The sequence below is a fragment of the Bacillus sp. HMA207 genome (assembly GCF_003402455.1).
Taxonomy (GTDB): domain Bacteria; phylum Bacillota; class Bacilli; order Bacillales; family Bacillaceae_G; genus Bacillus_A; species Bacillus_A cereus.
The window spans coordinates 2,264,864-2,290,718 of record NZ_BEZT01000001.1; the positions used below are offsets into that span (position 1 = coordinate 2,264,864).

A 25,855-nucleotide genomic window follows, 5' to 3' on the forward strand; every position below is an offset into this window, starting at 1 on the left:
TATTCTACATAAAATTAGAATATTATACAAAGAAAATTATTAGCATGAAATTGACAATTTAAAAAATAACTTAAGGATACATAAAATCCCTCTCATTATAAATTATAGTTGCGGAGCATTTACCAACATAACAGCAAAATAAAAAGCGAAAAGAATAAATCTTTCCGCTCTTAGAGTAATAAATACATTTCATATTGTGCTAAAGAATTCTTTTCAAATCCACATTTCTTAAGAAAACCTTCCAGTAAATTATTGTTAGGAAACCCAATTGATAAACTTGATAAATTTAATTCTTCTCTTGCTACTTGTAATAATTTCATCCCAACACCAATATTTCTATAATCTTTGTCTACGAAAATAAAACTAATTTTACCTTGTTTATTTACACATAGAGAGCCTTTTAAGTCATTATCGACATATGCACCATAAAATAAATTATTTGTTTTTTTGATATAATCAATATCATTTTGCCAATTTATATGGAAGTTTAACCATTTCTGAATTTCATCTTTAAAAGTTGGAAATTCTAATTGTTTTACTTCAATATCCTTACAATCTTTATTCATTATTTTAGTCAAATCATTTAAATTATAATAAGAAAGATCGTACACTTTTTCATAGCCCAACTTATTATAAAAATGAATCGCTCGGTCGTTTCCTACAATGACTTCGAGAAAAAGTTGCTTACATCCATGTTGAATCGCCTCTTCTTTATGCAGTTCAAATAATTTTTGACTTACACCAATACCGCGGTAATTAGGATGAACCGCTAATGTTCCACAGCGCATAGTCTTTATACTTTCATAATCCTTTATACCACCTAGTATTACGCCAACAGGTTTGCCTTCTTCTAAAGCGAGAAAAGAATGTTCTAGCAAATTACCTTCTGGTCCCAAAAAACGTTGTATAAAATCCTCTTTTGAAACCTCCATCTTAATAATGTAATCTGAAAATCCATCTTTAAAAGCTTCATATACTAAATCAATATTTACTTCACTACACCTTTTATATTGAATCATATAAAATTGCCCTCCAACTGCTTATATTAAACTCAACGTGTACCCATATAATATATTCCATCTATTATAAATTTCAGCTCTTAATTTGAAATGAGCGGACATTTCCCTACATATAACTCACTATTGATTTGTTTTATAACAAACTATCTATTATTTACTACATTAACCTCATAAACACGTAAAAAAGCAATTAAATGCTCACATGCTCTTTCACATGCTAGCATTTTAAAGATTTTTTGTTCTTCTTTCGTTTTATCATTTGCTTGATCTGAAGCAGCTTTTAAACAGAGAAATGGTTTTTTATTTATTTGGCATACATAGGCGAAAGCTGCTACTTCTTGATCAACTGCCAATGCTCCATATACAGTATGGAGTAAATATCTCATTTCCGAACTACGAATACGTTGATCTCCGGATAAAAATGTACCGAAATGTATCGGATCATATGATCGTATTTTTTTTATTCTTCTTACAAGTGATTTTGTTGTTTCAATAGGTGCTGTTCTACCGTTATATAAATTAAAAACATCTTCCCCTGAACCAGCAGCAGTGACATCATGTTGTATTGCGTTTAGTGCGACTACAATATGACCGTTTTTCACCTTGTTTGATAAACTTCCGCATATTCCTGTCATAAACAACTCATCTGGCTGAAACTCACTAATTAACAATTGTACACAACTAGCGCAGCTTACTTTACCGACACCAGTAACAACTGATATAATTTCCAGCTCATTAATAGTATGAAAATGAAATTCCCAAGCTGCTCTTTTTTCAACACGTTCACTCGGATAATGTTGATGCAAATACGTCAGTTCTGGTTCCCATGCAGATACTATTGCAATACGTTTCATTACACGCTTCACTTCCCCTATTGTCATTTAAATAAGTTATCTATACTCTCTCGTTCATAATCTGGAATCCATTCTTTGTATTTCTTATATAAATCTCGTATTATTTCTTTATTCTTCGCAATTACTTCACATCCTCTATCATCATACATAAACATGACAATATCTTTCGTTGCATTAATGAGAAATACATCTGGATAAAAAATTTCTTTTTTTCGTCCAAATCGAGGATACAGAGCAGAGAAATCCTCATGATTAGCAGCTTGTATAAGCGATTCATACTTAATATCTTCTACGAGACATTTTAAAGAAAATTGATATGTACAATATAAATCTGCTTCTTCATCTTCAAATAGAAACGGTAATGTTTCTTGTCTTATATGAAATCTTAAATCTCTTTTCTTAATATATTTATTGTATACATTTATTTTCTGTGGAGTTTTTATGTTTTCCTTTTTAAATCTATAAACATTTGTCACTACAAACACTACATCTTCTTTTGAAAATATGTCTTCAAATAAGAATTTATTATATGTATATAGTTGAGAAAAGTATTCCATATTTAAATTGTCGGTTCCTTCTACAATTTGATATTTATCTTTTCCGAAATCAAAATGCAAATGATTTTCCCACTGAGATAATAAGTAGGGGCCTAATGTAACTTCTGGAAATGTTTGATTCATATATTCTTTTAATTGCATTTCCTTGTCCTTTCTACTGTACAATTCTTTTTAAATCCCAATATGCTTCTTCTAGCCACGGGTGTATAACTTTCAATGTATCTTTCCTTTCCCACAAATATGAAATATATACAAAAGCTGCTTGTTCCAAAGATTTTTCCAATCCTTTTTTTATTTCTATTAAATATGGTGGTGTCCCTTTTTGATCCCATTCTATTTTATCTGCAACAAATAATACTAAATCCATCTTCGTTGCATGTTTACGCAACGTTGTATGGCAACAAATTGCATTTAAAATCTCTTCATCTTCGACTTTAAATATTTCTTTTGCGATTACCCTCGATAATTTTTGATGAATAATCATAGGAAACTTTCTTTCCGCTTCCACTATTTCTACACCAAATTCTTCAGCAACTGCAATCCGCTCCTCGTTTGGAAAAATGCCACTAATATCATGTAAATATCCTGCAATTGCTGCTTTTTCTTTATCTACGTGAAACTTTTCTGCAATCTTTTTTGCCTCATTTGCCACACGAATTGAATGTTTATATGTAAACTCTTTATTATATTTTAGTAGAAAAGCTTTAATATCATTTTCTATTTTTCCAGTTGGAGTAAATGAATATTTATCATTACATAACATAGAAAATCCCCCTTATAACTACCTTTCATTATAATGTAGAATCTAAATATCTTTGTTATTTTATATTCGATATTAATCTTTTTACTCCTTTTTAATACGTTACATGAAATTTTATACAGAATCATCGCTACAAGTACATAAATGTTTGATATTATAGTAATGTTGATGATTTGTAAGGAAAGGAACTACACAATGAATAAAAACATATTAATTATTGATGATGATAAAGAAATTGTTGAATTACTTGCTGTTTATTTGCGAAATGAAGGCTATAACATTTATAAAGCTTATGATGGCGATGAAGCATTGCAAAAGGTTTCTACATATGAAGTTGACCTTATGATTTTGGATATTATGATGCCAAAACGAAACGGATTAGAAGTTTGTCAGGAAGTGCGTGAAAATAATACTGTACCAATTCTAATGCTTAGTGCAAAAGCAGAAGATATGGATAAAATATTAGGCCTTATGACAGGTGCCGATGATTATATGATCAAACCATTCAATCCATTAGAATTAGTAGCTAGAGTGAAAGCTTTATTACGAAGATCCTCTTTCCAAAATGCTACTTCGCAAAAGAATGAAGATGGTATTATTCGTATTCGCTCTGTTGAAATACATAAACATAATCATACAGTTAAAGTAAATGGAGAGTACATTAAACTAACCTCTATTGAATTCGATATTTTATATTTACTTGCGAGTAATACAGGAAGAGTATTTAGTTCAGAAGAAATTTTCGAACGCGTTTGGAATGAAGATGGTTATGGTTCAAATAAGACGGTAATGGTCCATATTAGCAACTTACGAGATAAACTTGAAACAGTAATAAATGGAGAAAAATTTATTCATACTGTTTGGGGAGTTGGCTATAAAATTGAGAAATGAAGCATTTGATATATTAAAAGATATTCCTAAATGGAAACTTATTTTTTGGCTTTTATTAGCTATCACACTCACTCCTATTACTGAATTAATTATTTATCGCCTCGTTACGAGTGTAATTGAAAGTTCACTTACTCTAACCGAACTCGGTAAAGAATTCATTCGAATTTTTGGTTATGAAAAGTATAAAGGGATTAAAGAGTCTTTATGGATGATGATTGTATCTTATTTGTTTTTATTTTCTATTTTTTCATCCTATCTTTACATTTTTTATCGTCACGAGAAAAAACTTTATTATGAAACTTGTATAAAAAAAATGATAGAAGAAATTCGTTATATTGCAAATGGAAACTTCAATCATAAAGTTTCTATTGTAAATCATAATTATCTAGAAGAATTAGCAATCGGGGTCAATGAAATTGTTGAACAATTAAAAGTCTCCATTGATGAAGAAAGACAAGCTGAACAAGCAAAAAGTGAACTTATTACAAATGTATCACATGACTTACGCACTCCCCTTACTTCTATAGTTGGATACGTAAATTTAATCCATCATGATAATTATAGAGATGAAGTGGAATTGCGATACTATATTCAAGTCATTTACGATAAGGTAACTCGTCTTAATGCATTAATGAATGACTTGTTCGAATATACACGTGTTCAAAATAAAGAATTAAGCTTGTATTCTGTTCCTATTGATATTGTAGAGTTACTTGGACAATTAACTGTTCAATTCCGTATACAATTTCAAGAAGCTAATATAGAATGTCGGCCTTCTTTCCCGTCTCAAAAGCTCATGGTATTAGCTGATGGTGACAAATTAGTGCGTGTGTTTGAAAATCTTATTATAAACGCTATCGCTTATGGAAGCGAAGGTCGCTATATTGACCTTACTGCTTATGAAAGCAATAATATGATTACAATTGATATAACAAATTACGGACAACCTATTCCTAGTACGGATTTACCTCATATTTTTGAACGTTTTTATCGCGTTGAGAAATCTCGCTCTACAAACACTGGTGGATCTGGACTTGGATTAGCAATTGCAAAAAGTATAGTCGAATTGCATAAAGGAACAATTGAAGTATATAGTGATGACGAAAAAACAACATTCACTGTAAAACTACTCCCATACAAATGTTAATATTACAAATAAAAAGTTCAATTTCTTACCATATAAGAAATTGAACTTTTTCCATAATTACCCTAAATTTAATAATCCTTTATAATTCTTTAGAAATTCTTTACCTTTTCTTTCTTCCTAATTAAGCATTCCTTTTTACAATACTATTATTGATGTCATAATAGGAGGATCGCTTATGCAATTCTTAAAGAAATTCGCTATTTTATTATTATCTTTTTTTATTACTGCACTTATCGTTTTATATTTTTATCTTTATGTAAATGGTCCGATTATTCAAGCTAAATCAGCTATTTTAATAAATGCTAATTCAGGTGAAATTGTTTATAAAAAAAATGAAGAAACTCCAGTACAATCAGCTGCTTTATCTAAATTAATGACAGAATATATCGTATTGGAGCAACTAAATGATAGAAAAATACAGTTAGATGACTTCGTACAAATAAGTAACGAAGTTTTCCGAGTAGAAACAAGCCCTATACAAGTAACATCGAATGATAAAACAACGGTTCGTGATTTACTTCATGCATTGCTACTGGCAGGGAATAATCGTTCTGCACTCGCCCTAGCAGAACACATTGCTGGAAATGAAGATAACTTTACAGTATTAATGAATAAAAAAGCAAAAGAACTAAAGTTATTACAACCATCTCCATTTCTAAACTCTACTGGAATTAATAATAATACAAATAAACAATCAACTACAACAGCGATAGACGCAGCTAAACTAGCAGCACGATTAGTAAAAGATTTTCCAGATGTATTGAATATTACGAAACTAACCTCTTACCAATTTACCTTCAAAGATTCCCAGGTTTTCAATACGAATAAAATGATATATTCCCTTAATGAAAACATTAAACTTCAAGGTGTTGATGGCTTACAAACTAGTTTTTCAACTAACGGTAATTATAGTTTTGTCAGTACAGTAAAACTTGGAGATACTAGACTAATTTCAGTAATATTAGATGCAGATGAAGAAAACATTTCATTTATTGAAACAAAAAAGTTGCTCCAGTATGGTTTTGATCCTTCCTCGTACTCTGCACTCCAAGCTTTTAAAGACGCCCTTACATCTTGGACAATATTGCTTCAGTTTAAAAATTTAATTATACAAACTATAATGATTTTTTTAATCATTACCACCTTAATGTTTTTACATATACGTCAGAAAAAATCCGAGGATTTCAATTAAGAAATCTTCTTATATATATAAAACCGACTTGCGCTTGAGATGCAAGTCGGTTTTTAATTCTATCATCCTCTTCCAAGCAAATTTGCTGAAACTGGTTGCAAGTTTAACTTCCTCGCCCATACAGACAGCTGACCAATATGATGAATTTCATATCCCATTACATGTCTTAAAACTTATGTTTTTTGAGGCATACATCCATCTCTGTTTCCTTTCGTTGTGTTCGTTTGTTTAGTTTAAATGGGTTAATCTATTAATTCTATTAAATCCAACAATTGAACTATTACATTTTAAAGTTCTACTCATATACTATAGTAAATTACTAGAAAGGAGGTTTAACTATGGATAGTTGCGTTGTATTTGTAAATGGACAACCTTTTTTAGTTCTTTCAGTAGCTGGTATTGAAATTGCTAGATTAGAGATTTCCCTTCAAGTAGCATTAGCTCTAAGAGTGCTTGGGATACCAATCTGTGATTAATTACCAAATTAAAAGAAAAAGAGGGCATTAGCCCTCTTTTTTTATTTTCTTCTCACCTTTTCTTAACAACAAACAAAATTCAAATTTAATTAATTATAAAAAATTAAAGTATATGAACGTTACATGAAACACTTGTTAAGATAGCTGTCCTTCACACTATTTATTTCGCCGACATTATATAATCAAAGCACACAATGATTAACTTTTTATACGGCTTATTTTAAGTGTGCTAGCATCCTAGGCTAGATAATTATGACTGCAAAAAAACTTCAAGTTCTCGTTTATATAAATTAAATAACGCTTTCACTTTTTGAATCGATTGATAATCTTTAAATTGCTGTTCTCTATCTTCTTATCCTTGAAGAGCACTAATCCAACTATACTCTACATCTACAATATGAAATAATGTTTCTAACATACCCCCAGTTTGCAAAGTAAATCTTCCTCTGAAAGTTGTTCACACCACTTAAACCAATCATCTCTTACTTGCCAATTATATTGAAATAAAGTGTACACATTTATCTCTCCCTTACTTCAATTATCCACCTAACAGCATCTGTTATACATTTAACCATTGACAATCACTTCTCTTCGGCCAAGTTCCTCTACAGCGTGATTAATTATTTCACTTACAGATAAAGAACCATCCAATATGATATCTGAATTCGGCTTAACAGTATGAATTGCCTCTAAATAAGCTTTTCTCGCATATGTCATGTAATGTTCCAAATCATTATGTATTTCATCTATTGTACCTTCCTTAAAATCTCGCAAAATCCTTCTAGCCATCGCAATATCTAAAGGCGTATCAATAAATATAGTTACATCAATGAATTTTCGCATCTCACTATTTAAGTATGCAAAAGGATAATCTACAATAATATAGTCTAAGGTATTATTTTGTATAAGTTGCTCAATATCATGAATTAATGGTGTTAATACCCACTCGTCGTAATTCGCCCCATCATCAATCCATTTACAAATATCAGCAGGAGATTTATCAAATGTGTAACTATCAAAATATAGAGCTTTTGAGTTTTTAAACTTATGCTTTAATCTTTCTGTAATTGTAGTTTTACCTCCCCCCGAAACAGCTGCAATTGAAATTATTTTTGTTTTATTATCCACTATACCCACCAAACCCCTTTGTTAACATAATATAATTATAAATTACTATCGTTGCTACTTCTTCCATTCATATTCTAACATACTCATTTCCCATAAATTCCAATACGTTTCTCCTACTCTTTTTGACTCTCTTAATAAGCCTTCTTTTACAAACCCTATTTTTTCGTAACATGAAATGGCCGATGTATTAAAATCATACACACCAAGAGTTACTCTATGTAGTTTTAATTCGTCAAAAGCAATATGAAGTACTGCTTTCATCATATGTTTTCCTATAGAACGTCCTCTCATCTTCGTATTACCAACTAATACTTTTCCAATTCTAGCGGACTTATTAATATTATCTATTTGCCCAAGCGAAATATGTCCAATAACGTCTGAAGTCTCTTCATCTACCACTTTGAAAGCGAGTGTATTTGCACTTTCTATATACTTCTCTAATTGCTGTTCGTCTAAAGGAAATGTGAATGCATTTCCTGACCATTGTATTAGAAATTCTTCGGAATTAATCCAATTTATTAATTGTTTAAAATCAGATTTCTTAAAGCTTTCTAGTTTAATCACTTCCTTGCTCCTTTCGTACATCATGCTTTATAACCTCAAACTTATTTCTATATAAAGAATATATTCTCCTTTTATATAAAATTAAAATAAAGCCATTCATGTGAATGGCTTTACAAAAAAGTAGCATAATTATGCTTTGTTTGCTACATCAATACCATTAAAATCAAAGTCAGCAGTAACCGTTGTAACCGGTGGGAAAATTGCTTCAATTTTGCAAATGGAAATAATTACTCCAACCGATCCAGGAATAGCCGCAAGCCTAACTACATCACAACTTACAGACGAAACAGTACCTACATAAGTACGTCCCTCTGTATTAATTTGAACTGTTCGATTAATTAATTTCTTAAGTTCATCTCTAATTCCTTGTACACAAGAATTATCACATTTCTCATGCTGTTCTTTTTTACACTCTTCGAATACTTCCCAACAATCATCTTGTTTACATGTACACTTCTTTTTACAATTATTAAATCGAGAACCCAATACCTCACCCCCTAATCCTTTCTATTAGTAAAGTATGTCCACTAGCTTAAAAGGGTACGAGGCAAACACATAAAAAGAAAAAAACAAACAATTGTACCAAACTTTCTTTTCATTATTCATTATAAAAACAGACTTCTCCTAATTAAAAGCTTTTTAATGAGCGGCCGTGAATTTAGTCCTACTCCATTTAATGTTTAGACACCACTTTCTAAAACAAACCTTTTTTCTTTTAAATAAGACGCCCCTTAAAAACACACTAGATTTTCCCATTAACTCACATATACATAGACTTTATTTGTGGATTTCCCATTTTTCATTGTGAAATATACATTTAAAAAGCGTACTCGAAAATAAGATATTATTTGTAATCAGAACATTTTCTTCAACAAGTGTTTATTGAAAAATACCATAACTAGTAGTAGTTCTCTCCACTTTCTCTTAAAAATTAGCATAGTTTGTATGAATTCTATATCGAGTAGAAGACACTCTATCATATAAAGATAAAATAGTAGGTTAATAAACAAGCCATTTTTTTATTAAAACATAGAATAATATGAACACTATTGAAAGGAGGTAGAAATAAATGTCCTGGAAAAATGATTGCTGGAGTTCTCAGAAAAAGCATTGTTGTGATGATTGGTGGAAATCTAAAGAAAAACATCATTGTGATGATAATTGGAGTTCTCAGAAAAAGCATTGTAATGATGATTGGTGGAAATCTAAAGAAAAGTGTCATTGTGATGACGATTGGAGTTCTCAGGAAAAACATTGTAATGATGATTGGTGGAAATCTAAAGAAAAGTATCATCGTGATGATGATTGGAGTTCTAAACGAAATAAGTGTCGTTGTAAATGTTTCTTTATTTGTTGCCATTGTAAAAGGAAAAATTGGTAATATTTTCGATGCCAACTTAAAGGAAAGAATATGTCTTTTGGAACCGATAAATACTAGAATGTATTATACAAAAAGCTGACTGAATATAATCAGCTTTTTATCAATGAACACGTAAAGATTTCAACAGACATATGTATTTACTGATTAGGTGGGCTATTAAGAAAAAACAAGCTAACTCTTATAAATCGATTTTTAATTACTTCACGTACGTATAAAGCTTTAGATGCCCTCATTACTTCAGACGAATTCACCAGTATTTTCAGCAAAAAATTCATGGAATCTTTAATTAGTCGAGTACTTTCATTGCCTTCAGAAACCCCAGAGACAAGCGGGGTTTCTTTTATTTAAATAAAGATTTTGTTTAAACTTTACAAAACTCACCTATATTAAAATATCTTCTAAAATCCTTATTGAACATTTATAATACTATTAAACGGTTTAAATTCGACAATCAGTAATGGAGGCATTTTAATGGGACACATCCCAAAAGTATCATCACACCAATCAAATCCTAATATACCCTCACAGCAAGTGAATCCTAATACCCAACAAGGTAGTATAAAAAAAACAAGACGCCGTATTATAACTACTTTGGCTTTTATATTACCTATAATTTTTGTCCTTCAATATTCTCTGAATAACCAACAAGAAATGATTAAAGAAAAACAAATCACACTTAATACGGAACAACAAAAATTATCTTCTGTAAAGAAGGATGGTCATTCCCTTAACAAGGATGTCAAGGCTTTAACAAGTAGTGAAGAAGAAATTTTAAAATTCGCAAGGAAACTGTATGGATTTTCCAAACCGAATGAAACTATATTTCAAATAACTGAATAAAATTACACGGCATTACCTAAAAGGCGATTTGAAGATAATCGCCTTTTTGTATTTAATTTCTAAAGGAATCATACTAATCTCTCTTTCTATCATATAACTACTTTGTTTAATTTGTTAAAATAAAACCGCTTGTCCGTTTCACTTTGCTCTATCATTACATTTACTATTAGTAATACGATTTTTAGAGGTGATAAATAATGGACGAGTTTTTATCTTTTGCTGCACTTAATCCCGGTTCTATTGGACCTACACTTCCAACTGTTCAACCTTTTCAATTCCCTACCGGTCCCACCGGTTCTACAGGAGCTACTGGATTAACCGGATCAACTGGACCGACTGGGCCAACCGGATCAACCGGATCAACCGGACCAACCGGATCAACTGGATCAACTGGATCAACTGGACCAACCGGATCAACTGGATCAACTGGATCAACTGGACCAACTGGACCAACTGGATCAACTGGACCAACTGGACCAACTGGATCAACTGGACCAACTGGACCAACTGGATCAACTGGACCAACTGGACCAACTGGATTTAATCTTCCTGCTGGACCTGCATCTATTACCTTGACTTCTAACGAAACCACAGCATGTGTATCCACTCAAGGAAATAATACTTTATTTTTTTCGGGTCAAATATTAGTAAACGGTATTCCTACTCCAGGGGTAGTGGTCAGTTTTTCGTTTAGTAACCCATCTCTTGCTTTCATGGTTCCTCTTGCTGTCATTACCAATGCCTCAGGTAACTTTACCGCTGTATTTCTAGCCGCTAATGGGCCTGGAACAGTAACCGTTACTGCTTCTCTTCTTGATTCTCCTGGAACAATGGCTAGCGTCATTATTACCATTGTGAATTGTCCGTAATGATTTTATTTTTAAGAACTAAGCAATTTCTAATAAAAAGAGCACTGATTTTATAGTGCTCTTTTTTTATCATTTGGATGTGCCTTTCAAATTAAATTTCGTAACAGCCTATTAAAATAACGCTTTTATTGAATTTCATCCTTAACAAAATTTAATTACTCCAATGAATAAACATGCCACAGTATCGTATTTTGATAAAAACTAAAAAACATACTTAACACTAATAGTAGAATTTTTCTTCTTCATCAACTTCACTTCTTCTCTTTTTATAAACATAAAAAAGGAGCTCTATTTATATAGAGATCCTTTCTAATTTTATAATTTACTAGACTGTAAACCCTGAATAAACGGAACTACTTCAGGATTTACAAGCGATGATAAATCACCTAATTCTTTTCCTAAGTAAGCTGCTTTAATAACACGGCGCATTACTTTAGAATTACGTGTTTTCGGTAAATCTTCTACAACGTGGATGTCTTTAGGACACAACGCTTTTCCAATATGAGAGTTTACTAAACTCATTAATTCTTTCTTTAATTCTCCTGTGAATGTTACATGATCTCTTAATACTACAAAACAATGACAAACTTCACCTTTTACTTCGTCAGGTACACCAATTGCAGCAGCTTCAATTACATCGTTATGTTTCACAAGAATAGATTCATATTCAGCAGGTCCAATACGTTTACCTGCAATATTTAACGTATCGTCTGAACGCCCTGTGATGATATATTGTTCACCATCGTAAATGACCCAGTCACCGTGGACCCATTTATTTTCAAAACGCGACCAATATGTGTTCACGTAACGTTCATCATCTTCCCAGAAGCTTTTCGTCATACCTACCCAAGGTTTCTCTAAGCATAATTCTCCGACTTCATCTCGAATTGGTTTACCTTGATCATCCAGTACGACAGCTGCCATTCCTGGTAAAGATGCGTTAAAACTAATCGGTGCGATTGGCTTAATAAGAACATTACCGAAAATCCCACCAGAGATTTCAGTTCCACCTGAGTAGTTACAGATTGGAACATTTCCTTTTCCAACTGTTTCAAACAGCCACATCCATGGATCAGGATTCCAAGGTTCTCCTGTTGATGCGAATACTTCCAAACTCTTTAAAGAATGTTTATTGACATACTCATCACCTTTTGCCATTAATGCTCGGATTAACGTTGGCGAAATACCTAGATGAGTAATCTCATATTTATCAACTGTCTCCCATAACCGGTCTGCTTCTGGGAAGTCTGGAACACCTTCGTACATAACCATCGTTGCTCCATTAATGAGTGAACCGAATAATAGAAACGGCCCCATCATCCAGCCCATATCAGTTACCCATAATACACGATCACCTTGTTTAATATTCATTCCAAATCCTGCATCAAAAGCTGCTTTCAAAGGAAATCCTGCATGCGTGTGTACTGTTCCTTTCGGCTTACCAGTCGTTCCTGATGTATAAATGAGCATCAATGGATCATCACTTTGCATTTCCTCTGCATGTATGAATGGTTTTTCTTTTTCTAGCGTACTCCACGAAAAGTCATAGTTATGTGGTGTAAAATCATTTCCTGCATGACGAACGATAACAACTTTTTCAACAGTTGGGCAATGTTCACAAGCTTTATCTACTTCATCTTTTAAAGAAACAATTTTACCGCGGCGTGAAAATCCATCTGCGGTAATAATCATTTTTGAACCTGCCGCTTGCACACGTGTCATGACTGCATCAGACGCAAAGCCTGAGAATATTGGTGAAATAATTGCTCCGATTTTCATTACAGCTAGCATCGCAACAACTGTTTCTGGAATCATCGGCATATAAATTGTTACACGATCACCTTTCTCAATACCCGCGTGTTTCAAACCATTTGCAACACGGCTTACCCAGTTGTCAAGCTCTTCATATGTAAATGATTTTGAAGTTCCATTTTCCCCTTCGTACTGAAGTGCTGGCTGTATTCTCGTCTCTTCATCCGCAAGCCAGCGAGATAAAGCTGATTCTACAACGTTACATGTTCCGCCATTATACCACTGTGCAAACGGTGTACCATTTTCTAAGTCTAACACTTCTGTATAAGGTTTCATCCATTGATAGCCTACTACTTTTTCTGCCTCTCCCCAAAACCAAGCTGTTTCCTCAATAGATTTATTATAAAAAGTTTCATAGTCTTCATATCCCAATAATTTCATCCAACCATATAAACGTGTTTTTTCCTTGTACTCTTCTGTTGGAAACCAAACTGCTTGTTTCAATGTTTTCCCCTCCTTAACTTTTTGAGCAAGAAAGCCCTAAATAGGGCTTTTAAACTGGATATACAGGATGTTTACGATCTGTGAATACTTGATATTTACTCATATACATTTCGAAACGTCCTTTTAACTCTTCACGTAAATTGTTTGGATGAACAATACCATCAATCACCATCTCTGATGCTAAATGATAAATATCAATATCTTTCTTATACTCTTCACGTTTTTCAGCAATGAAGCTAGCACGCTCTTCTTCTGGTAAAGCTGCAATTTTATTTGCATATACAGCATTAACCGCAGCTTCTGGACCCATTACCGCAATAGAGGCTGTCGGTAATGCCAGACAGCAATCTGGTTCAAATGCTGGACCTGCCATCGCATATAAACCAGCGCCATATGCTTTACGAACAACGATAGAAATCTTCGGTACAGTTGCTTCACTCATTGCAGAAATCATTTTTGCACCGTGGCGAATAATACCGGCACGCTCTACTTTTGTACCAATCATAAATCCTGGTACATCCGCAAAGAATAATAATGGAATATGATATGCATCGCATAAATTAATAAACTTAGCAGCTTTATCAGCTGAATCGTGGAATAATACGCCGCCCTTCATACGCGGCTGATTTGCAATAATACCAACTGGCTTACCATCAATACGTGCTAAGCCTGTAATTAGCTCTTGAGCAAATAATTTTTTCACTTCATAGAATGAACCTTCATCAATAACTCTATTAATGAGATCTTTCATATTGAAAGGAGCATTTTGATTTTCTGGAATGATTTGTTCTAACGTTTTATCGAATTGTTTCGGTTCTTGAGGTGTAACCAATGGAGTCTTTTCTAAGTAGTTGTTTGGAAAATATGAAATGTATTGTCTTGCTTGTGTAATCGCATCTTCTTCTGTCTTACATAAAACATCTCCGCATCCTGATACAGAGCAATGCATACGAGCTCCGCCCATCTCTTCTAAAGTTACCTTCTCACCGATAACCATCTCAGCCATACGAGGAGATCCTAAATACATAGATGCATTTCCTTCTACCATCATTACAACGTCGCAAAAGGCTGGAATATAGGCACCACCAGCTGCAGAAGGTCCAAATAATAAGCATACTTGAGGAACTTTACCTGATAATTTCACTTGATTATAGAAGATTCTTCCTGCACCACGGCGCCCTGGGAACATTTCTACTTGATCTGTAATACGCGCTCCAGCAGAGTCGACTAAATAAAATAACGGAACACGTAGTTTTTCAGCTGTTTCTTGAATACGTAAAATCTTTTCAACTGTGCGTGATCCCCATGATCCAGCTTTTACAGTAGAATCATTGGCCATTACACATGCAGTACGACCATGTATTTTACCCGTTGCCGTTACAACGCCGTCCGCAGGTAAGCCTGTTTGTTCACAGTTAGCAAATAATGCATCTTCTACATATTCGCCATTATCAAATAGAAGCGCTAAACGATCTCGAACAAATAATTTTCCTTTTGCTTTATTTTGTTCATGATACTTTGGTGCGCCGCCTTGTTTAATCGTTTCAACTCGTTCTTCAAATGAATTAGATTGTTGTTTTTGATCTAACATATTTACTCCCCCTTATACGTTGGTGTGCGTTTTTCCTTGAATGCTTGTAATCCTTCTAATCTATCTTTCGTATGGATTACACCTTCATACGCTTGTTTTTCCATTTGTAATCCGGTATGTAAATCAACTTGAATACCATTTGAAATTGCCTCTTTTGCTAATCGAACAGCAATAGGTCCATTACTAGCAATTTTCTCTGCTATTTCAATCGCTTTCTCTTCAAGTAAATTAGCTGGTACAACAAATTCTACTAAACCATATTCTTTTGCTTCTTGCGCTGAAATACGTCTACCTGTATAAATTAATTCTTTTGCTCTACCAACACCAATTAATCTCGGTAAGCGCTGTGTACCACCCGCTCCTGGTATAATTGCAAGTGTCGTTTCAGTAAGACCAAGACTTGCAGATTCAGCAGCAATTCTAAAATCACAAGCTAAACTTAATTCCGTACCACCACCAAGTGCGATTCCATTTATAGCAGCAATAACTGGCTGTGGTAATTGTTCAACCATCTCCATAGTCGTGCGAATCATACTAACAGCATGGCGAACTTGTTCCTCATTCATACCAGCACGTTCTTTTAAATCAGCACCAGCACAAAATGCTTTTTCACCAGCACCTGTTAGAATAACTACACGCGTATTGGACTCTTCACTTATTTGAGTTAATATGTTTTGTAACTCTTCTAATAACGCTAAAGATAATGAGTTTGCTTGTCTTTCACGATATAACGAAATCTTTACAACGTGAGGTGTTACATAATCAACTGAAATGTTTTGTAATTGTAGCATCTTCTCACCTACTTATCGTTTTATGTTGAAGCGCTCTATACACATGACTCGGTAATTGGATATTTAGCTTACTTTGAATAAATTGACTAGCTCGCAATAACTTTTCTTCGTCTATATTCGTTTGAACTCCTAATTTATGGAGCATATGTACTAGGTCATCAGTAGCAACATTACCTGATGCTCCTGGTGCATAAGGGCAGCCCCCGAGTCCACCACAAGAACTATCAAATGTTGTAATACCGTATTCTAATGATTTAACTACATTTGCTAGAGCCATTCCATACGTATTATGAAAATGCATGGCAAACTGCGAAGCATCATACTTCTTTAATAGATGTTCTAATACTTGTTCTACTTGTAATGGATTCGCTACACCGATTGTATCCCCAAGAGAAACTTCATAAATGCCGTATGAAAATAGTTGATTACATAATTCGTCAACTGCTGTGACACTTATATCCCCTTCATAAGGACATCCAAATACAGTAGAAACATAGCCTCTTACCTTTTTCCCTTCGAATAATGCCTGTTTTGTTATATCTGCGATTACAACTAACGCTTCTTTAATCGATTTATTAATATTACTTTTATTATGAGATTCACTTGCTGATAAAAAAACATTCACCTCATCTACATTTTGCAAAAAAGCTCGTTCCAAACCATTTTGATTCGGAACAAGCGCAGCATATGTAACATTTGGATCCCTTTTCAGCTCAGAAAATACATCATTTGCATCTGCTAATGCAGGGACCCATTTTGGGTGAACGAATGAGGAAACTTCAACATACGACAATCCTGCTTCTGTAAGTAGTTGAATCCATTTTACTTTATCTTTTGTGCCAACAATCTTTTTTTCATTTTGTAAGCCATCACGTGGCCCGACTTCTTTAATGACAGCAAAATTAGGTAGTTTCAATTCGCTTCCCCCTATATCTCCCTATTCAATTTCTAATAATACATCTCCTTCATTTACAAAATCGCCTTCTTGCACATTAATTTTCATAACTGTGCCAGCTTCTTCTGAAATGATTGGAATTTCCATTTTCATAGATTCTAAAATGACGACATCCTGCTCTTCCTCTACTGTATCTCCTACTCCTACAACAATCTTCCAAACGTTTCCTGCCATCGATGCGTATACTTTCGTCATCATTTTTCCCCCTTAATATTGTTAAATCTTATTTTTTAACGAGTTGTTTCGTTACAAAACCCGTTGTATAAATACCCTCTTTGAACACTTCGTCTTCCAAAACTTGCAGTAGCATTGGCGTGTTCGTTTTAATACCTTCTACTTTTAATTCTTCTAGAGCATCATGTAATTTCGAAATTGCTTCTTCACGAGTCTCGCCATGTGCAATGACTTTCGCAATCATTGGATCATAGAAAGGTGTAATCGTTACATGATTTTCTAAGAAGTGATCAATCCGTACATTTGACGGTAATGTTAAATCTGTAATTTTCCCAGGTGATGGGAAGAATGTTTTCGGATCCTCTGCATAAATACGAGCTTCAATGGCATGACCACTACGTTTTACATCATCCTGAGTAAATGATAGTTTCTCTCCACTTGCGATAAGGAGTTGCTGTTCTACAAGGTCTAATCCCGTAATTTCTTCTGTCACTGGATGCTCTACTTGTAATCTCGTATTCATTTCTAAGAAATAGAAATTTTTCTGATCATCTACAAGAAACTCAACTGTACCTGCATTTGTATAGCCAAGTGCTTTGGCAGCTTGTACAGCAACTTCTCCCATCGCCTTTCGTGTACCTTCATCTAAAAATGGTGAAGGTGCTTCTTCGATTACTTTTTGATTTCGGCGCTGTACCGAACATTCACGCTCCCATAAATACACTGTGTTACCATGTGTATCTGCTAAAAGCTGAATTTCAATATGATGCGCATCTGCTATATATCGCTCTAAATACATTTCTCCGTTACCGAAGAAGTTTTGCGCTCTTGTTTTATTACTTTCAAACGCTTTGGTGAGCGTTTGCTCAGTTTCCATCAACTGCATACCAATGCCTCCGCCGCCTGCGGATGCCTTAAGCATTAATGGATAACCAATTTGTTTTGCAATTTCAATTGCTTCTTCAGCAGTTTCAATATTTGTAGTAATACCTGGGACTACTGGGACATCTGCTGCTTGCATTGCGATACGTGATTCGATTTTACTTCCCATCTTCGTAATGATTTCTTCTGAAGGACCGATAAATACGATTCCTTCTTCTTTGCAGCGAACCGGAAAAGACGGATTCTCTGATAATAAACCATAACCCGGATGAATTGCTTCTGCATTTGTCTTCTTAGCTATTTCAATAATTTTTTCAAGGTTTAAATAGCTTTCTTGGACACGCGGTCCACCTACTAAGTAAGCTTCATTTGCCATTTTCACATGAAGGGCATTTTCATCTGCTTCAGAATAAATAGCAACAGTGCGAATACCAAGTTTTTGACAAGTTTTCATAATACGAACAGCGATTTCCCCGCGATTCGCAATTAATATTTTTTGAAACATAGTGATTCCTCCCTTTTATCTACATCCTAAATGTCTAGCAATTACGAGACGTTGAATTTCAGAAGTTCCTTCACCAATTTCTAATAGTTTCGCATCACGAATATGTCGTTCAACTTCATATTCACGCATATAACCATATCCACCATGAATCTGTACTGCTTGATTCGCAATACGGCTTGCTGCTTCCGATGCAAATAGTTTTGCCATTGCCGCTTCTTTGCCGAAAGGTTTATCGTTATCTTTTAACCAAGCTGCTTTATGTACTAAATTGCGTGCTAGCTCTACTTCAGTCGCCATATCAGCTAATTTAAATTGAATCGCTTGGAAATTAGAGATTGACTTTCCAAATTGTTGACGTTCTTTCGCATATTGTAATGCACGTTCAAAGGCTGATTGCGCAATACCAACTGCCAATGCAGCGATTGAAATACGCCCTCCATCAAGTGTATATAAAAATTGTTTAAAGCCTTTATTTACATCACCAAGAATATTTTCTTTCGGTACACGAACACCATCAAGTACGATTTCACAAGTATTAGAAGCGCGAACACCCATCTTATCGTAAGGACTTGAAATCGTTAATCCTTCACTCGTAGTAGGCACGATAAATGCAGAAATACGTTTTCTACCATTCTCTTCAATACCGTTGACAGCGGTTACAATAATTGTATTTGCATACTCTGCGTTTGTAATCCAACACTTCTCACCACTGATTACATACTCATCACCATCTAATACCGCTTTCGTTTGAGTACCACCTGCATCTGATCCAGCATTCGGCTCCGTTAATCCGAAGGCACCTAATGTTTTACCTGACGCCATTGGAACTAAATACTTTTGTTTTTGTTCTTCTGTACCGAAATAATAAATTGGAGAAGCACCTAATGAAATTGTTGCAGCATAGCTTAAACCGGTGCCACCACAAGCGCGACCAATTTCTTCAACTGCTAACGCATACGATACCGTATCGCCACCTGAACCTCCATACTCTTCTGGGAATGGGATGCCTAATAATCCTAGTTCGCCCATTTTTTGAAATGTTTCATATGGAAACTCTGCAGTTTTGTCATAATATACAGCTTTCGGTGCGATTTCCTTTTCAGCAAAGTCACGTACCATTTCTTTAATCATTTGTTTTTCGCGAGTTAGAGTAAATTCCATTCCGCTACACACCCCTTATCGAATATTGAGTTTCGACAGCGTGCGAGTTTCTACTACAAACATAACAACTTAAAAGACAGGAATATTAGTTAGACAATTGCTACAATTCTGTCATAACTTAATTTTAAAACAGATTCTGTACTAATGCACAAAAAAATTCCTACATTGTTCTACAACAACATAGGAGGTTTTGTGTCGAATTATGTAATTTATTGTTTAATAATCTCTACCTTTTCCGGAATCAGAAATTTCTACTAATGCTTCAGGGTATGGTTCGAAATATGTTTGTCTTAATAAATACTTTTCATCAAATCGAATAGCCCATGATTTTAAAATTGTAAGTAAACTACTAAGTGGTATTTTCTTTTCTGCATACTTTTGTAACAGTTCTATAAAATGATCTTTTTCTTGTTTTTTTAACTTTGTTTTAAAATATCCAAAAATGTGCTCGCATACATTTACATTCGATGTATAACGGGGCGCACGCATAAATAATTCATATAAAGTCTTCTCATAGTTTTCAAATACCACTTCAATTTTTTCATTTTTTTGATTTGCAATTATACGCCCTAATTCCTTTTGTTTCACCTGATTATATGCCATAAATAAATATTTATTGTCCGACTGAAACGATACAAGGTCTTTTATATTTTTACTATGTTTAATCATTTTGTAATATGCGATTGTAAATAGCCTTGTAAAGAAATGCTCTCTAATAATAAAATTCGACAATCTGCCTTCCTCTTCAATAGGAAGATGCGAAAATTTTTTTACTACTGCTCCGCCGAATAAGCCCGATCCTTTTCCCTTTGCTGGCGCTTTTTCAAAACCAGAATAAATTTTCACATCACGCGTACCACAACTTGGTGAACGATTCTTTAAAATAAAACCATCCACATCCGATATCGTTTGTAAAAAGTCATTTGAAAACTGCTCCATTTTTTCAGTAACGTCTTCTCGTGTCGACGGTTGCACAAGTCTATTCATACCATTTTCTTCTACAATTCGTATCGTTTCACGAGGAGTTCCCAATCCAATCTCCACTTCTGGACAAACAGGTATAAATGTAACAAATGGCTGCAAATTTCGTATTGTTACATCTGGAATCATCTCTCCATTATAACGACAAGCATCAAATTCTAAACATTTACTTACGACGATTGTTGGTTTTGCAAATTGTCGCATCTTATTACCTCCTTAGTGCTAGCCCGTATAATATAAATTGTACTAAGATTAACATTTTAAGCAAAGTTTGATTCATTTATTTTTATGAGAAATATATATCCAATGATATATTAACAATCATTCAACTCTATTTTCTATAAATGTGCGCCTTATTAATGAGGGTTTAGATATTGTGAAATGAATAATACACACTTGCTTCGGAGAAATTAATGATTAAGAAAGGAGGGATTGTTATGAAAAAGAAATTATCATCTATTTTAAGTGTTTTAGCACTATCTATTATGTTTTTAGGTACATCTACGCAAGCTGAATACGATGGAAATAATATGAATAGAGTTAATAACACTGATATTTCAACTCGAGTAAATGACAATAACTTAGACAGAGTTAATAATGATGTAAGAACTCGAAATGTAAATACAACAAATGATTTAAATGATAATCGTGATAAAAATAATAATTGGGCTTGGCTTGGTTTATTAGGACTAGCAGGATTATTAGGTCTTAGAAGAAGAGACAAAGAAACACGCTGATTTAGAATGTTTTTAGTAAACAAGTACTTATTTATCAAAAATATATAATGAAAATAAATCGCCTTTTTAAAGGCGATTTATTTTTACTTAAAAGTAATGTATGTAATTCACACTTCAACGATTAAAATCGTGGAGTTAATCCATACAATATAAATTGAATCGTATTTTCAATTTCCGCTTCATCATTCCATTTTTCTTCAGGCAATAATAAAAATCGTGTTAATAATAAACCTAATACAGCTGATAAAGTAAGACGTAGTACGGAAGATGGTGGTATCTCAATAATTTCCCCTACTTCTTGAAATTTCACAATCAACTTTTTGAAATGTGAAAAAAGTTCTGTTTCTATTAATTGCTGTATTTCATTTTTTAGTTCTGGTTGAAATGGTACTTCTTGAATTAATATTTTTATCATAGGAAAGTGTTTTTGAGCAAATTTAAATCTATTATGAATTACAACCCTTAAAAGTCCTTCATACGATTCATACTCTGATTTAAATATTTCTTTTGCAAAGGTTTGAACGAAAAATGGTGCAGCGAACTTAGTTAAAGTTGGCATTACGACCGCTAGTAATAAATCTTTTTTCGTCTTATAGTAGCGGAAGATGGTTCCTTCCGCTACACCAGCACGCTTTGCAATTTCACTTGTTGAAGTTGAAGCGTATCCTTTTTCTCCAAACATATCAACAGCCGCCTCTAATATTCGCATTTGACGTTCATTTCGTTTATCCGTATTAGTTGCAGCTATTAATTCCTCCAGCCAATCCTTCTGCATTTATAAAGCTCCTTTTTGTCATTATTATATTTTGCGATGTTTCTTTAAAGCAAATACATTTCCTACTGCAAATAATAGTGAAAAAAGTAATAATACAGTAAGATCTAATGCAATCTCTGTAAACCCTTGATTCCGAATCATCACTTGTCTCATTGCGTCAGCGCCGTATGTGAGTGGAAATACTTTCCCTAACATTTGTAGCCACTTATTCATAGATTCCATTGGAAACAATCCAGAAAAGAAGATTTGTGGCACAATAACAAGCGGTATAAATTGAATCATTTGAAATTCATTATTTGCGTATGCCGATAAAAACGTACCTAATGTTAGTGCAGTTAAAGAGAGCATACATGTAATAAGTAACGTTAGCCATATGGAGCCAGCTACGTATAAATCTAAAATATAAACGGAAAAACTTACGATAATAATGGATTGTATAAAGGCAAAGATTCCAAAACCAATAATATACCCTGCGACTATTTCCCATCTTCTTACTGGGGTGGATAATAACCTTTCTAGCGTACCACTTAAACGTTCTCTTACGAAAGATACACCTGATAATATAAATACAAAGAAAAATGTAAAGAAACCAATTAATACAGGACCAAGCCCATCAAACATCGTAAAGTCTTTAGAGCCATGTAAATAATTTACTTCAGGTTTCATAATCGATACATCATTCTTCTCTGTGCTTTTTTGCAATACTTGAAGTACAGCACGATTTTTTGACGAATCACTACCTTCCAACAGAAGTTTCATTTTTCCATTCTCTATTCGAAATACTGCATCTACCTTTTGTTTTTCCAACTCAGAAATCGCCTTTTCCTTACTGTATTCATAAATTGACGCTTCTTGATTTTTCATCACTTTTACTATTTGAGCGGGCATATCAACAACAGCAATTTGCGGTATATAGTCTTTCTGTGTAAACACTAGTGACAAAAGCCAAAGTAATAATATCGGTGCTCCAAACATCATTGCTAACGAACGCTTATCTCGAAAAAATTGACGAATAATACGTATGATTACACCAGTAACTCTCATGATGGCACCACCTCTTCTAGCAAAAAGACATCTTCAATCCGTCCAGATGACACGCGTTTTTTCAATTCTTCAGTTGTTCCAACCGCAACTAGTTTCCCTTCTCTAATTAATCCTAGACGCTCACAAAATTCAGCTTCATCCATAATGTGCGTCGTTACAATAATCGTTGTGCCTTTCTTTTTAAGATCATAAAATTTTTCCCAAATCGTTTTCCTAAGAAGCGGATCTATCCCCACTGTAGGCTCATCTAAAATTAATATTTCTGGTTCATGGAGGAGTGCTATTGCTAATGATAAGCGTTTTTTCATTCCACCTGAAAATTGTTGTACTTGCTTTTTCATATACTGTGACAATTGTACAAGTTCAAAAACCTCTGCAATTCTTGTCTTTTTACTTTTTCCCTTTAATCCATACATCGTTGCTATAAAATCTGCATTTTCATATGCTGACAATTCTTCATATAATGCATCCGCCTGGGCCATATAACCAATTCGTTTCATTTCATTTAAATTAGGCATATTAGTATTATTAACAAGCACTTCACCTTTCGTTGCCTCATTAATACCTGCAATCATTTTAATGAGCGTTGTTTTCCCCGATCCAGAAGGTCCAACAAAACCAAAAATCTCTGCTTTTTCAACTTGCAATGAAAGATTGTGTAACACTTCTTTTTTTCCAAAACTTTTTGATACAGTCCGTAAAATAATTGAAGGTTGTTGCACGTTTCATCCTCCTTTTCTAATAAAAATGAGTGAGTACTCACTTTTATTTTACTCTTGCTTAATTATATGTCAAACTTCGTTGATTAGTATGTATGTTCAATCACCGATATTAAACAATGAAACAGAGTCGACATTAGCATTTCATTTCCTAAAGTCGACTCTGTTTCATTTAAACTATAAATTTCACTTTACGTTTTTAAATTCATATACTTCCGAATTCTAGCAACGTCTAAAGAATATTCGATAACTAATTGCTGTAACGGTAAAATAACTGTGTCAGGATATAAATGTGCATATTGTAATGTTTCTGCATATTTTTCTAACCTTTTTTCTAAATACTTTATTATTTGATCAGGATGACTTACTAATAAACATTTACAATAATAATGGATTTGTTCCTCAATCGCCGTGTATTCTTCAATTTCATATTCTTTATGCATGTGTACACCCCTTTAAGTTTTTTATATGAATTACTTATCACAATTTTCACTCGACAAATTTTAAGTTTTTTGATTATTTACACTATAACAAACACTGAGGGTCAAATTTTGTTACTTTATGTAACGTAGAAAATTTTTAACAAAATTGTAATGTTTACTCCTGCAAAATACAGAAAGCCCCTTTACTCATTTTTGTATAAAAAAAATCGTACAGCTTAATTTAGCTGCACGACTACAATTTCTGGCCTATTCAAAATCCTTTGCGGAATGATACTATTTCCTAATCCTCTACTCACTACCATTGATGTATTTTGTTCTACATATAAACCCGCTGTATATTTAGGTAAAACACCTTGATTTGGCGCAACTAATCCTCCGATAAATGGCAATCTAACTTGCCCTCCATGAGCATGTCCCGATAAAACCAAATCCAACCGCTCATTCGTATATTCCTTTATAAATTCAGGCCTGTGGGATAATAATACATTATATCTATCTGGCTGCATTTCAATTTTTGCTTTTTTAATTTCATCTATTATAATATTTCCTTCATCACGGTTTCCAGTACCAAACTCTGGATCATCAATACCTAGCAAGTTTATCTCTTGCTCACCCTTTCGAATGCCTACATGTTCATTCCTTAAAACATTGACACCATATTTCTTCAACTCTTTTTCTAAACTGTTATACTTTCCAGACCATTGTTCATGGTTTCCTGTCACAAAATATACAGGATACTTCTTTACCATTTCTCGTATTAATTGCATACTAACTTCTGCATCGTATGATTTACTGTCAATTAAATCACCCGTAATCGCAATAATATCTGGGTCTATACTTTTTATTTTTTGAATTAGCACATCTTGATTATCGCCAAATTTTTTATTGTGTAAGTCTGAAATTTGTAGAATTTTATACCCTTTAAAAGAGGATGGTATTTTACTAGAGGTTATTTTAACCTCAGTTATACTTATTAAATTGTTCTGTAAATATAAAAAGATTGTAAAACCTACTAATATACAAATAATCATTACAATTCTATTAATCTTCTTTTTCATATTTTCTCCTTTACATTCTCATCAAAAACTTCTATATGCTAACTGAATTAAATTATACTTTCTTGAAATTTATTTAAATTAATAAAATAATACAGTACATGAAAT

General features: G+C 33.5%; 29 protein-coding genes and 3 pseudogenes. 8 read left to right on the forward strand and 24 right to left on the reverse strand.

Annotated features, from left to right (window positions below; genetic code table 11):
* Positions 1-170 precede the first annotated feature (170 nt).
* The 4 genes from HMAS_RS11885 to yqeK form a co-directional block, all read right to left on the reverse strand.
* Positions 171-1,019, reverse strand: coding sequence for a GNAT family N-acetyltransferase (locus HMAS_RS11885; protein ID WP_025709583.1), 849 nt, complete (start codon positions 1,017-1,019; stop codon positions 171-173).
* 143 nt (positions 1,020-1,162) lie between these two features.
* Positions 1,163-1,900 (reverse strand): 5'-methylthioadenosine/S-adenosylhomocysteine nucleosidase, encoded by a 738-nt coding sequence (gene mtnN / locus HMAS_RS11890; RefSeq protein WP_001987381.1) that lies wholly within the window; start codon positions 1,898-1,900, stop codon positions 1,163-1,165.
* Positions 1,897-2,571 (reverse strand): DUF3885 domain-containing protein, encoded by a 675-nt coding sequence (locus HMAS_RS11895; protein ID WP_025709584.1) that lies wholly within the window; start codon positions 2,569-2,571, stop codon positions 1,897-1,899. Before HMAS_RS11895 ends, mtnN begins: the two co-directional genes overlap by 4 nt.
* 13 nt (positions 2,572-2,584) lie before the next feature.
* Positions 2,585-3,193 (reverse strand): bis(5'-nucleosyl)-tetraphosphatase (symmetrical) YqeK, encoded by a 609-nt coding sequence (yqeK, locus tag HMAS_RS11900; protein WP_044307104.1) that lies wholly within the window; start codon positions 3,191-3,193, stop codon positions 2,585-2,587.
* Positions 3,194-3,385: 192 nt separating this feature from the next.
* Between yqeK and HMAS_RS11905 the strand changes: the two genes are divergently transcribed.
* The 3 genes from HMAS_RS11905 to HMAS_RS11915 all read left to right on the forward strand — a co-directional run bounded on the left by HMAS_RS11905 (position 3,386) and on the right by HMAS_RS11915 (position 6,420).
* A complete protein-coding gene (locus HMAS_RS11905) occupies positions 3,386-4,081 on the forward strand; it encodes a response regulator transcription factor (protein ID WP_001038807.1) in 696 nt (231 codons plus the stop codon).
* The gene (locus tag HMAS_RS11910; protein WP_001243307.1) at positions 4,071-5,228 is read left to right on the forward strand and encodes a sensor histidine kinase; all 1,158 of its coding nucleotides are present in this window, start codon (positions 4,071-4,073) and stop codon (positions 5,226-5,228) included. The genes HMAS_RS11905 and HMAS_RS11910 overlap by 11 nt, the downstream gene beginning before the upstream one ends.
* 175 nt (positions 5,229-5,403) lie before the next feature.
* A complete protein-coding gene (locus tag HMAS_RS11915; RefSeq protein ID WP_046392706.1) occupies positions 5,404-6,420 on the forward strand; it encodes a D-alanyl-D-alanine carboxypeptidase family protein in 1,017 nt (338 codons plus the stop codon).
* Positions 6,421-6,482: 62 nt separating this feature from the next.
* Here the strand turns inward: HMAS_RS11915 and HMAS_RS11920 are convergent.
* A pseudogene (locus HMAS_RS11920) lies at positions 6,483-6,593 on the reverse strand (DinB family protein); the annotation flags it as partial.
* 165 nt (positions 6,594-6,758) lie between these two features.
* Between HMAS_RS11920 and HMAS_RS11925 the strand changes: the two are divergent.
* A complete protein-coding gene (locus HMAS_RS11925) occupies positions 6,759-6,896 on the forward strand; it encodes a DUF3956 domain-containing protein (protein ID WP_000376554.1) in 138 nt (45 codons plus the stop codon).
* A 256-nt stretch (positions 6,897-7,152) separates the two neighbouring features.
* Here HMAS_RS11925 and HMAS_RS27930 read toward each other — a convergent pair.
* From HMAS_RS27930 to HMAS_RS11945, 4 genes and pseudogenes are all read right to left on the reverse strand, one after another.
* A pseudogene (locus HMAS_RS27930) lies at positions 7,153-7,412 on the reverse strand (DinB family protein); the annotation flags it as partial.
* A gap of 51 nt (positions 7,413-7,463) precedes the next feature.
* Positions 7,464-8,033: an AAA family ATPase gene (locus HMAS_RS11935; protein ID WP_000513265.1), complete on the reverse strand. Its 570-nt coding sequence runs from the start codon at positions 8,031-8,033 to the stop codon at positions 7,464-7,466.
* Positions 8,034-8,078: 45 nt separating this feature from the next.
* Positions 8,079-8,612 carry a GNAT family N-acetyltransferase gene (locus HMAS_RS11940; protein WP_000990082.1) on the reverse strand — a complete coding sequence of 178 codons (534 nt, stop codon included), beginning with the start codon at positions 8,610-8,612 and terminating at the stop codon, positions 8,079-8,081.
* 105 nt (positions 8,613-8,717) lie between these two features.
* Positions 8,718-9,074, reverse strand: coding sequence for a hypothetical protein (locus tag HMAS_RS11945; protein WP_000535577.1), 357 nt, complete (start codon positions 9,072-9,074; stop codon positions 8,718-8,720).
* A 596-nt stretch (positions 9,075-9,670) separates the two neighbouring features.
* On the opposite strand from HMAS_RS11945, the gene HMAS_RS11950 reads away from it, so the two are divergent.
* The 3 genes and pseudogenes from HMAS_RS11950 to HMAS_RS28060 all read left to right on the forward strand — a co-directional run.
* Positions 9,671-10,048 carry a hypothetical protein gene (locus tag HMAS_RS11950; protein WP_205420390.1) on the forward strand — a complete coding sequence of 126 codons (378 nt, stop codon included), beginning with the start codon at positions 9,671-9,673 and terminating at the stop codon, positions 10,046-10,048.
* 392 nt (positions 10,049-10,440) lie between these two features.
* The gene (locus tag HMAS_RS11955; RefSeq protein WP_048535340.1) at positions 10,441-10,809 is read left to right on the forward strand and encodes an FtsB family cell division protein; all 369 of its coding nucleotides are present in this window, start codon (positions 10,441-10,443) and stop codon (positions 10,807-10,809) included.
* Positions 10,810-11,006: 197 nt separating this feature from the next.
* Positions 11,007-11,063 (forward strand): annotated as a pseudogene (locus HMAS_RS28060) (exosporium leader peptide-containing protein); the annotation flags it as partial.
* 17 nt (positions 11,064-11,080) lie between these two features.
* Here the strand turns inward: HMAS_RS28060 and HMAS_RS28065 are convergent.
* The 10 genes from HMAS_RS28065 to HMAS_RS12000 form a co-directional block, all read right to left on the reverse strand.
* The gene (locus HMAS_RS28065) at positions 11,081-11,401 is read right to left on the reverse strand and encodes a DUF4573 domain-containing protein (protein WP_236603137.1); all 321 of its coding nucleotides are present in this window, start codon (positions 11,399-11,401) and stop codon (positions 11,081-11,083) included.
* 45 nt (positions 11,402-11,446) lie between these two features.
* The gene (locus HMAS_RS28070; RefSeq protein WP_048535337.1) at positions 11,447-11,662 is read right to left on the reverse strand and encodes a hypothetical protein; all 216 of its coding nucleotides are present in this window, start codon (positions 11,660-11,662) and stop codon (positions 11,447-11,449) included.
* Between the two features lie 331 nt (positions 11,663-11,993).
* Entirely contained in the window at positions 11,994-13,934 is a 1,941-nt protein-coding gene (locus tag HMAS_RS11965; protein ID WP_048535335.1) for an AMP-binding protein, read from the reverse strand.
* A gap of 49 nt (positions 13,935-13,983) precedes the next feature.
* Entirely contained in the window at positions 13,984-15,525 is a 1,542-nt protein-coding gene (locus tag HMAS_RS11970) for an acyl-CoA carboxylase subunit beta (protein WP_116344845.1), read from the reverse strand.
* A gap of 2 nt (positions 15,526-15,527) precedes the next feature.
* Positions 15,528-16,316 (reverse strand): enoyl-CoA hydratase, encoded by a 789-nt coding sequence (locus tag HMAS_RS11975; protein ID WP_000939818.1) that lies wholly within the window; start codon positions 16,314-16,316, stop codon positions 15,528-15,530.
* A 4-nt stretch (positions 16,317-16,320) separates the two neighbouring features.
* Complete coding sequence (gene mvaB, locus HMAS_RS11980) at positions 16,321-17,232, reverse strand: hydroxymethylglutaryl-CoA lyase (protein WP_006928511.1); 912 nt, start codon at positions 17,230-17,232, stop codon at positions 16,321-16,323.
* 21 nt (positions 17,233-17,253) lie between these two features.
* Entirely contained in the window at positions 17,254-17,469 is a 216-nt protein-coding gene (locus HMAS_RS11985; RefSeq protein ID WP_001987345.1) for an acetyl-CoA carboxylase biotin carboxyl carrier protein subunit, read from the reverse strand.
* A 25-nt stretch (positions 17,470-17,494) separates the two neighbouring features.
* A complete protein-coding gene (locus HMAS_RS11990; RefSeq protein WP_000486742.1) occupies positions 17,495-18,832 on the reverse strand; it encodes an acetyl-CoA carboxylase biotin carboxylase subunit in 1,338 nt (445 codons plus the stop codon).
* A gap of 15 nt (positions 18,833-18,847) precedes the next feature.
* A complete protein-coding gene (locus HMAS_RS11995; protein WP_000397279.1) occupies positions 18,848-19,993 on the reverse strand; it encodes an acyl-CoA dehydrogenase in 1,146 nt (381 codons plus the stop codon).
* 216 nt (positions 19,994-20,209) lie between these two features.
* The gene (locus HMAS_RS12000; RefSeq protein WP_061113239.1) at positions 20,210-21,178 is read right to left on the reverse strand and encodes a YbgA family protein; all 969 of its coding nucleotides are present in this window, start codon (positions 21,176-21,178) and stop codon (positions 20,210-20,212) included.
* Between the two features lie 233 nt (positions 21,179-21,411).
* Between HMAS_RS12000 and HMAS_RS12005 the strand changes: the two genes are divergently transcribed.
* Complete coding sequence (locus HMAS_RS12005; protein ID WP_000728157.1) at positions 21,412-21,711, forward strand: WGxxGxxG family protein; 300 nt, start codon at positions 21,412-21,414, stop codon at positions 21,709-21,711.
* A gap of 121 nt (positions 21,712-21,832) precedes the next feature.
* Here HMAS_RS12005 and HMAS_RS12010 read toward each other — a convergent pair whose 3' ends face one another.
* The 5 genes from HMAS_RS12010 to HMAS_RS12030 form a co-directional block, all read right to left on the reverse strand.
* Positions 21,833-22,486 (reverse strand): TetR/AcrR family transcriptional regulator, encoded by a 654-nt coding sequence (locus HMAS_RS12010; RefSeq protein ID WP_025709592.1) that lies wholly within the window; start codon positions 22,484-22,486, stop codon positions 21,833-21,835.
* 24 nt (positions 22,487-22,510) lie between these two features.
* Complete coding sequence (locus HMAS_RS12015) at positions 22,511-23,530, reverse strand: ABC transporter permease (RefSeq protein WP_116344846.1); 1,020 nt, start codon at positions 23,528-23,530, stop codon at positions 22,511-22,513.
* Positions 23,527-24,252: an ABC transporter ATP-binding protein gene (locus HMAS_RS12020; RefSeq protein ID WP_001187074.1), complete on the reverse strand. Its 726-nt coding sequence runs from the start codon at positions 24,250-24,252 to the stop codon at positions 23,527-23,529. Before HMAS_RS12020 ends, HMAS_RS12015 begins: the two co-directional genes overlap by 4 nt.
* Before the next feature lie 188 nt (positions 24,253-24,440).
* Complete coding sequence (locus tag HMAS_RS12025; protein WP_000548621.1) at positions 24,441-24,692, reverse strand: hypothetical protein; 252 nt, start codon at positions 24,690-24,692, stop codon at positions 24,441-24,443.
* 215 nt (positions 24,693-24,907) lie between these two features.
* On the reverse strand, positions 24,908-25,750 hold the full coding sequence (locus HMAS_RS12030) for a metallophosphoesterase (RefSeq protein ID WP_000727193.1): 843 nt from the start codon (positions 25,748-25,750) through the stop codon (positions 24,908-24,910).
* Positions 25,751-25,855: the final 105 nt, after the last annotated feature.

What these genes read in the sequence shown, in the direction of transcription:
- HMAS_RS11885 (WP_025709583.1), bottom strand. Translation starts at nt 1,019, where the DNA reads ATGATTCAATATAAAAGGTGTAGTGAAGTAAATATTGATTTAGTATAT.
- mtnN (WP_001987381.1), bottom strand. Translation starts at nt 1,900, where the DNA reads ATGACAATAGGGGAAGTGAAGCGTGTAATGAAACGTATTGCAATAGTA.
- HMAS_RS11895 (WP_025709584.1), bottom strand. Translation starts at nt 2,571, where the DNA reads ATGCAATTAAAAGAATATATGAATCAAACATTTCCAGAAGTTACATTA.
- yqeK (WP_044307104.1), bottom strand. Translation starts at nt 3,193, where the DNA reads ATGTTATGTAATGATAAATATTCATTTACTCCAACTGGAAAAATAGAA.
- HMAS_RS11905 (WP_001038807.1), top strand. Translation starts at nt 3,386, where the DNA reads ATGAATAAAAACATATTAATTATTGATGATGATAAAGAAATTGTTGAA.
- HMAS_RS11915 (WP_046392706.1), top strand. Translation starts at nt 5,404, where the DNA reads ATGCAATTCTTAAAGAAATTCGCTATTTTATTATTATCTTTTTTTATT.
- HMAS_RS11925 (WP_000376554.1), top strand. Translation starts at nt 6,759, where the DNA reads ATGGATAGTTGCGTTGTATTTGTAAATGGACAACCTTTTTTAGTTCTT.
- HMAS_RS11940 (WP_000990082.1), bottom strand. Translation starts at nt 8,612, where the DNA reads ATGATGTACGAAAGGAGCAAGGAAGTGATTAAACTAGAAAGCTTTAAG.
- HMAS_RS11950 (WP_205420390.1), top strand. Translation starts at nt 9,671, where the DNA reads ATGATTGCTGGAGTTCTCAGAAAAAGCATTGTTGTGATGATTGGTGGA.
- HMAS_RS11955 (WP_048535340.1), top strand. Translation starts at nt 10,441, where the DNA reads ATGGGACACATCCCAAAAGTATCATCACACCAATCAAATCCTAATATA.
- HMAS_RS28070 (WP_048535337.1), bottom strand. Translation starts at nt 11,662, where the DNA reads ATGGTAATAATGACGCTAGCCATTGTTCCAGGAGAATCAAGAAGAGAA.
- HMAS_RS11970 (WP_116344845.1), bottom strand. Translation starts at nt 15,525, where the DNA reads ATGTTAGATCAAAAACAACAATCTAATTCATTTGAAGAACGAGTTGAA.
- HMAS_RS11975 (WP_000939818.1), bottom strand. Translation starts at nt 16,316, where the DNA reads ATGCTACAATTACAAAACATTTCAGTTGATTATGTAACACCTCACGTT.
- HMAS_RS11985 (WP_001987345.1), bottom strand. Translation starts at nt 17,469, where the DNA reads ATGATGACGAAAGTATACGCATCGATGGCAGGAAACGTTTGGAAGATT.
- HMAS_RS11990 (WP_000486742.1), bottom strand. Translation starts at nt 18,832, where the DNA reads ATGTTTCAAAAAATATTAATTGCGAATCGCGGGGAAATCGCTGTTCGT.
- HMAS_RS11995 (WP_000397279.1), bottom strand. Translation starts at nt 19,993, where the DNA reads ATGGAATTTACTCTAACTCGCGAAAAACAAATGATTAAAGAAATGGTA.
- HMAS_RS12000 (WP_061113239.1), bottom strand. Translation starts at nt 21,178, where the DNA reads ATGCGACAATTTGCAAAACCAACAATCGTCGTAAGTAAATGTTTAGAA.
- HMAS_RS12005 (WP_000728157.1), top strand. Translation starts at nt 21,412, where the DNA reads ATGAAAAAGAAATTATCATCTATTTTAAGTGTTTTAGCACTATCTATT.
- HMAS_RS12010 (WP_025709592.1), bottom strand. Translation starts at nt 22,486, where the DNA reads ATGCAGAAGGATTGGCTGGAGGAATTAATAGCTGCAACTAATACGGAT.
- HMAS_RS12015 (WP_116344846.1), bottom strand. Translation starts at nt 23,530, where the DNA reads ATGAGAGTTACTGGTGTAATCATACGTATTATTCGTCAATTTTTTCGA.
- HMAS_RS12025 (WP_000548621.1), bottom strand. Translation starts at nt 24,692, where the DNA reads ATGCATAAAGAATATGAAATTGAAGAATACACGGCGATTGAGGAACAA.
- HMAS_RS12030 (WP_000727193.1), bottom strand. Translation starts at nt 25,750, where the DNA reads ATGAAAAAGAAGATTAATAGAATTGTAATGATTATTTGTATATTAGTA.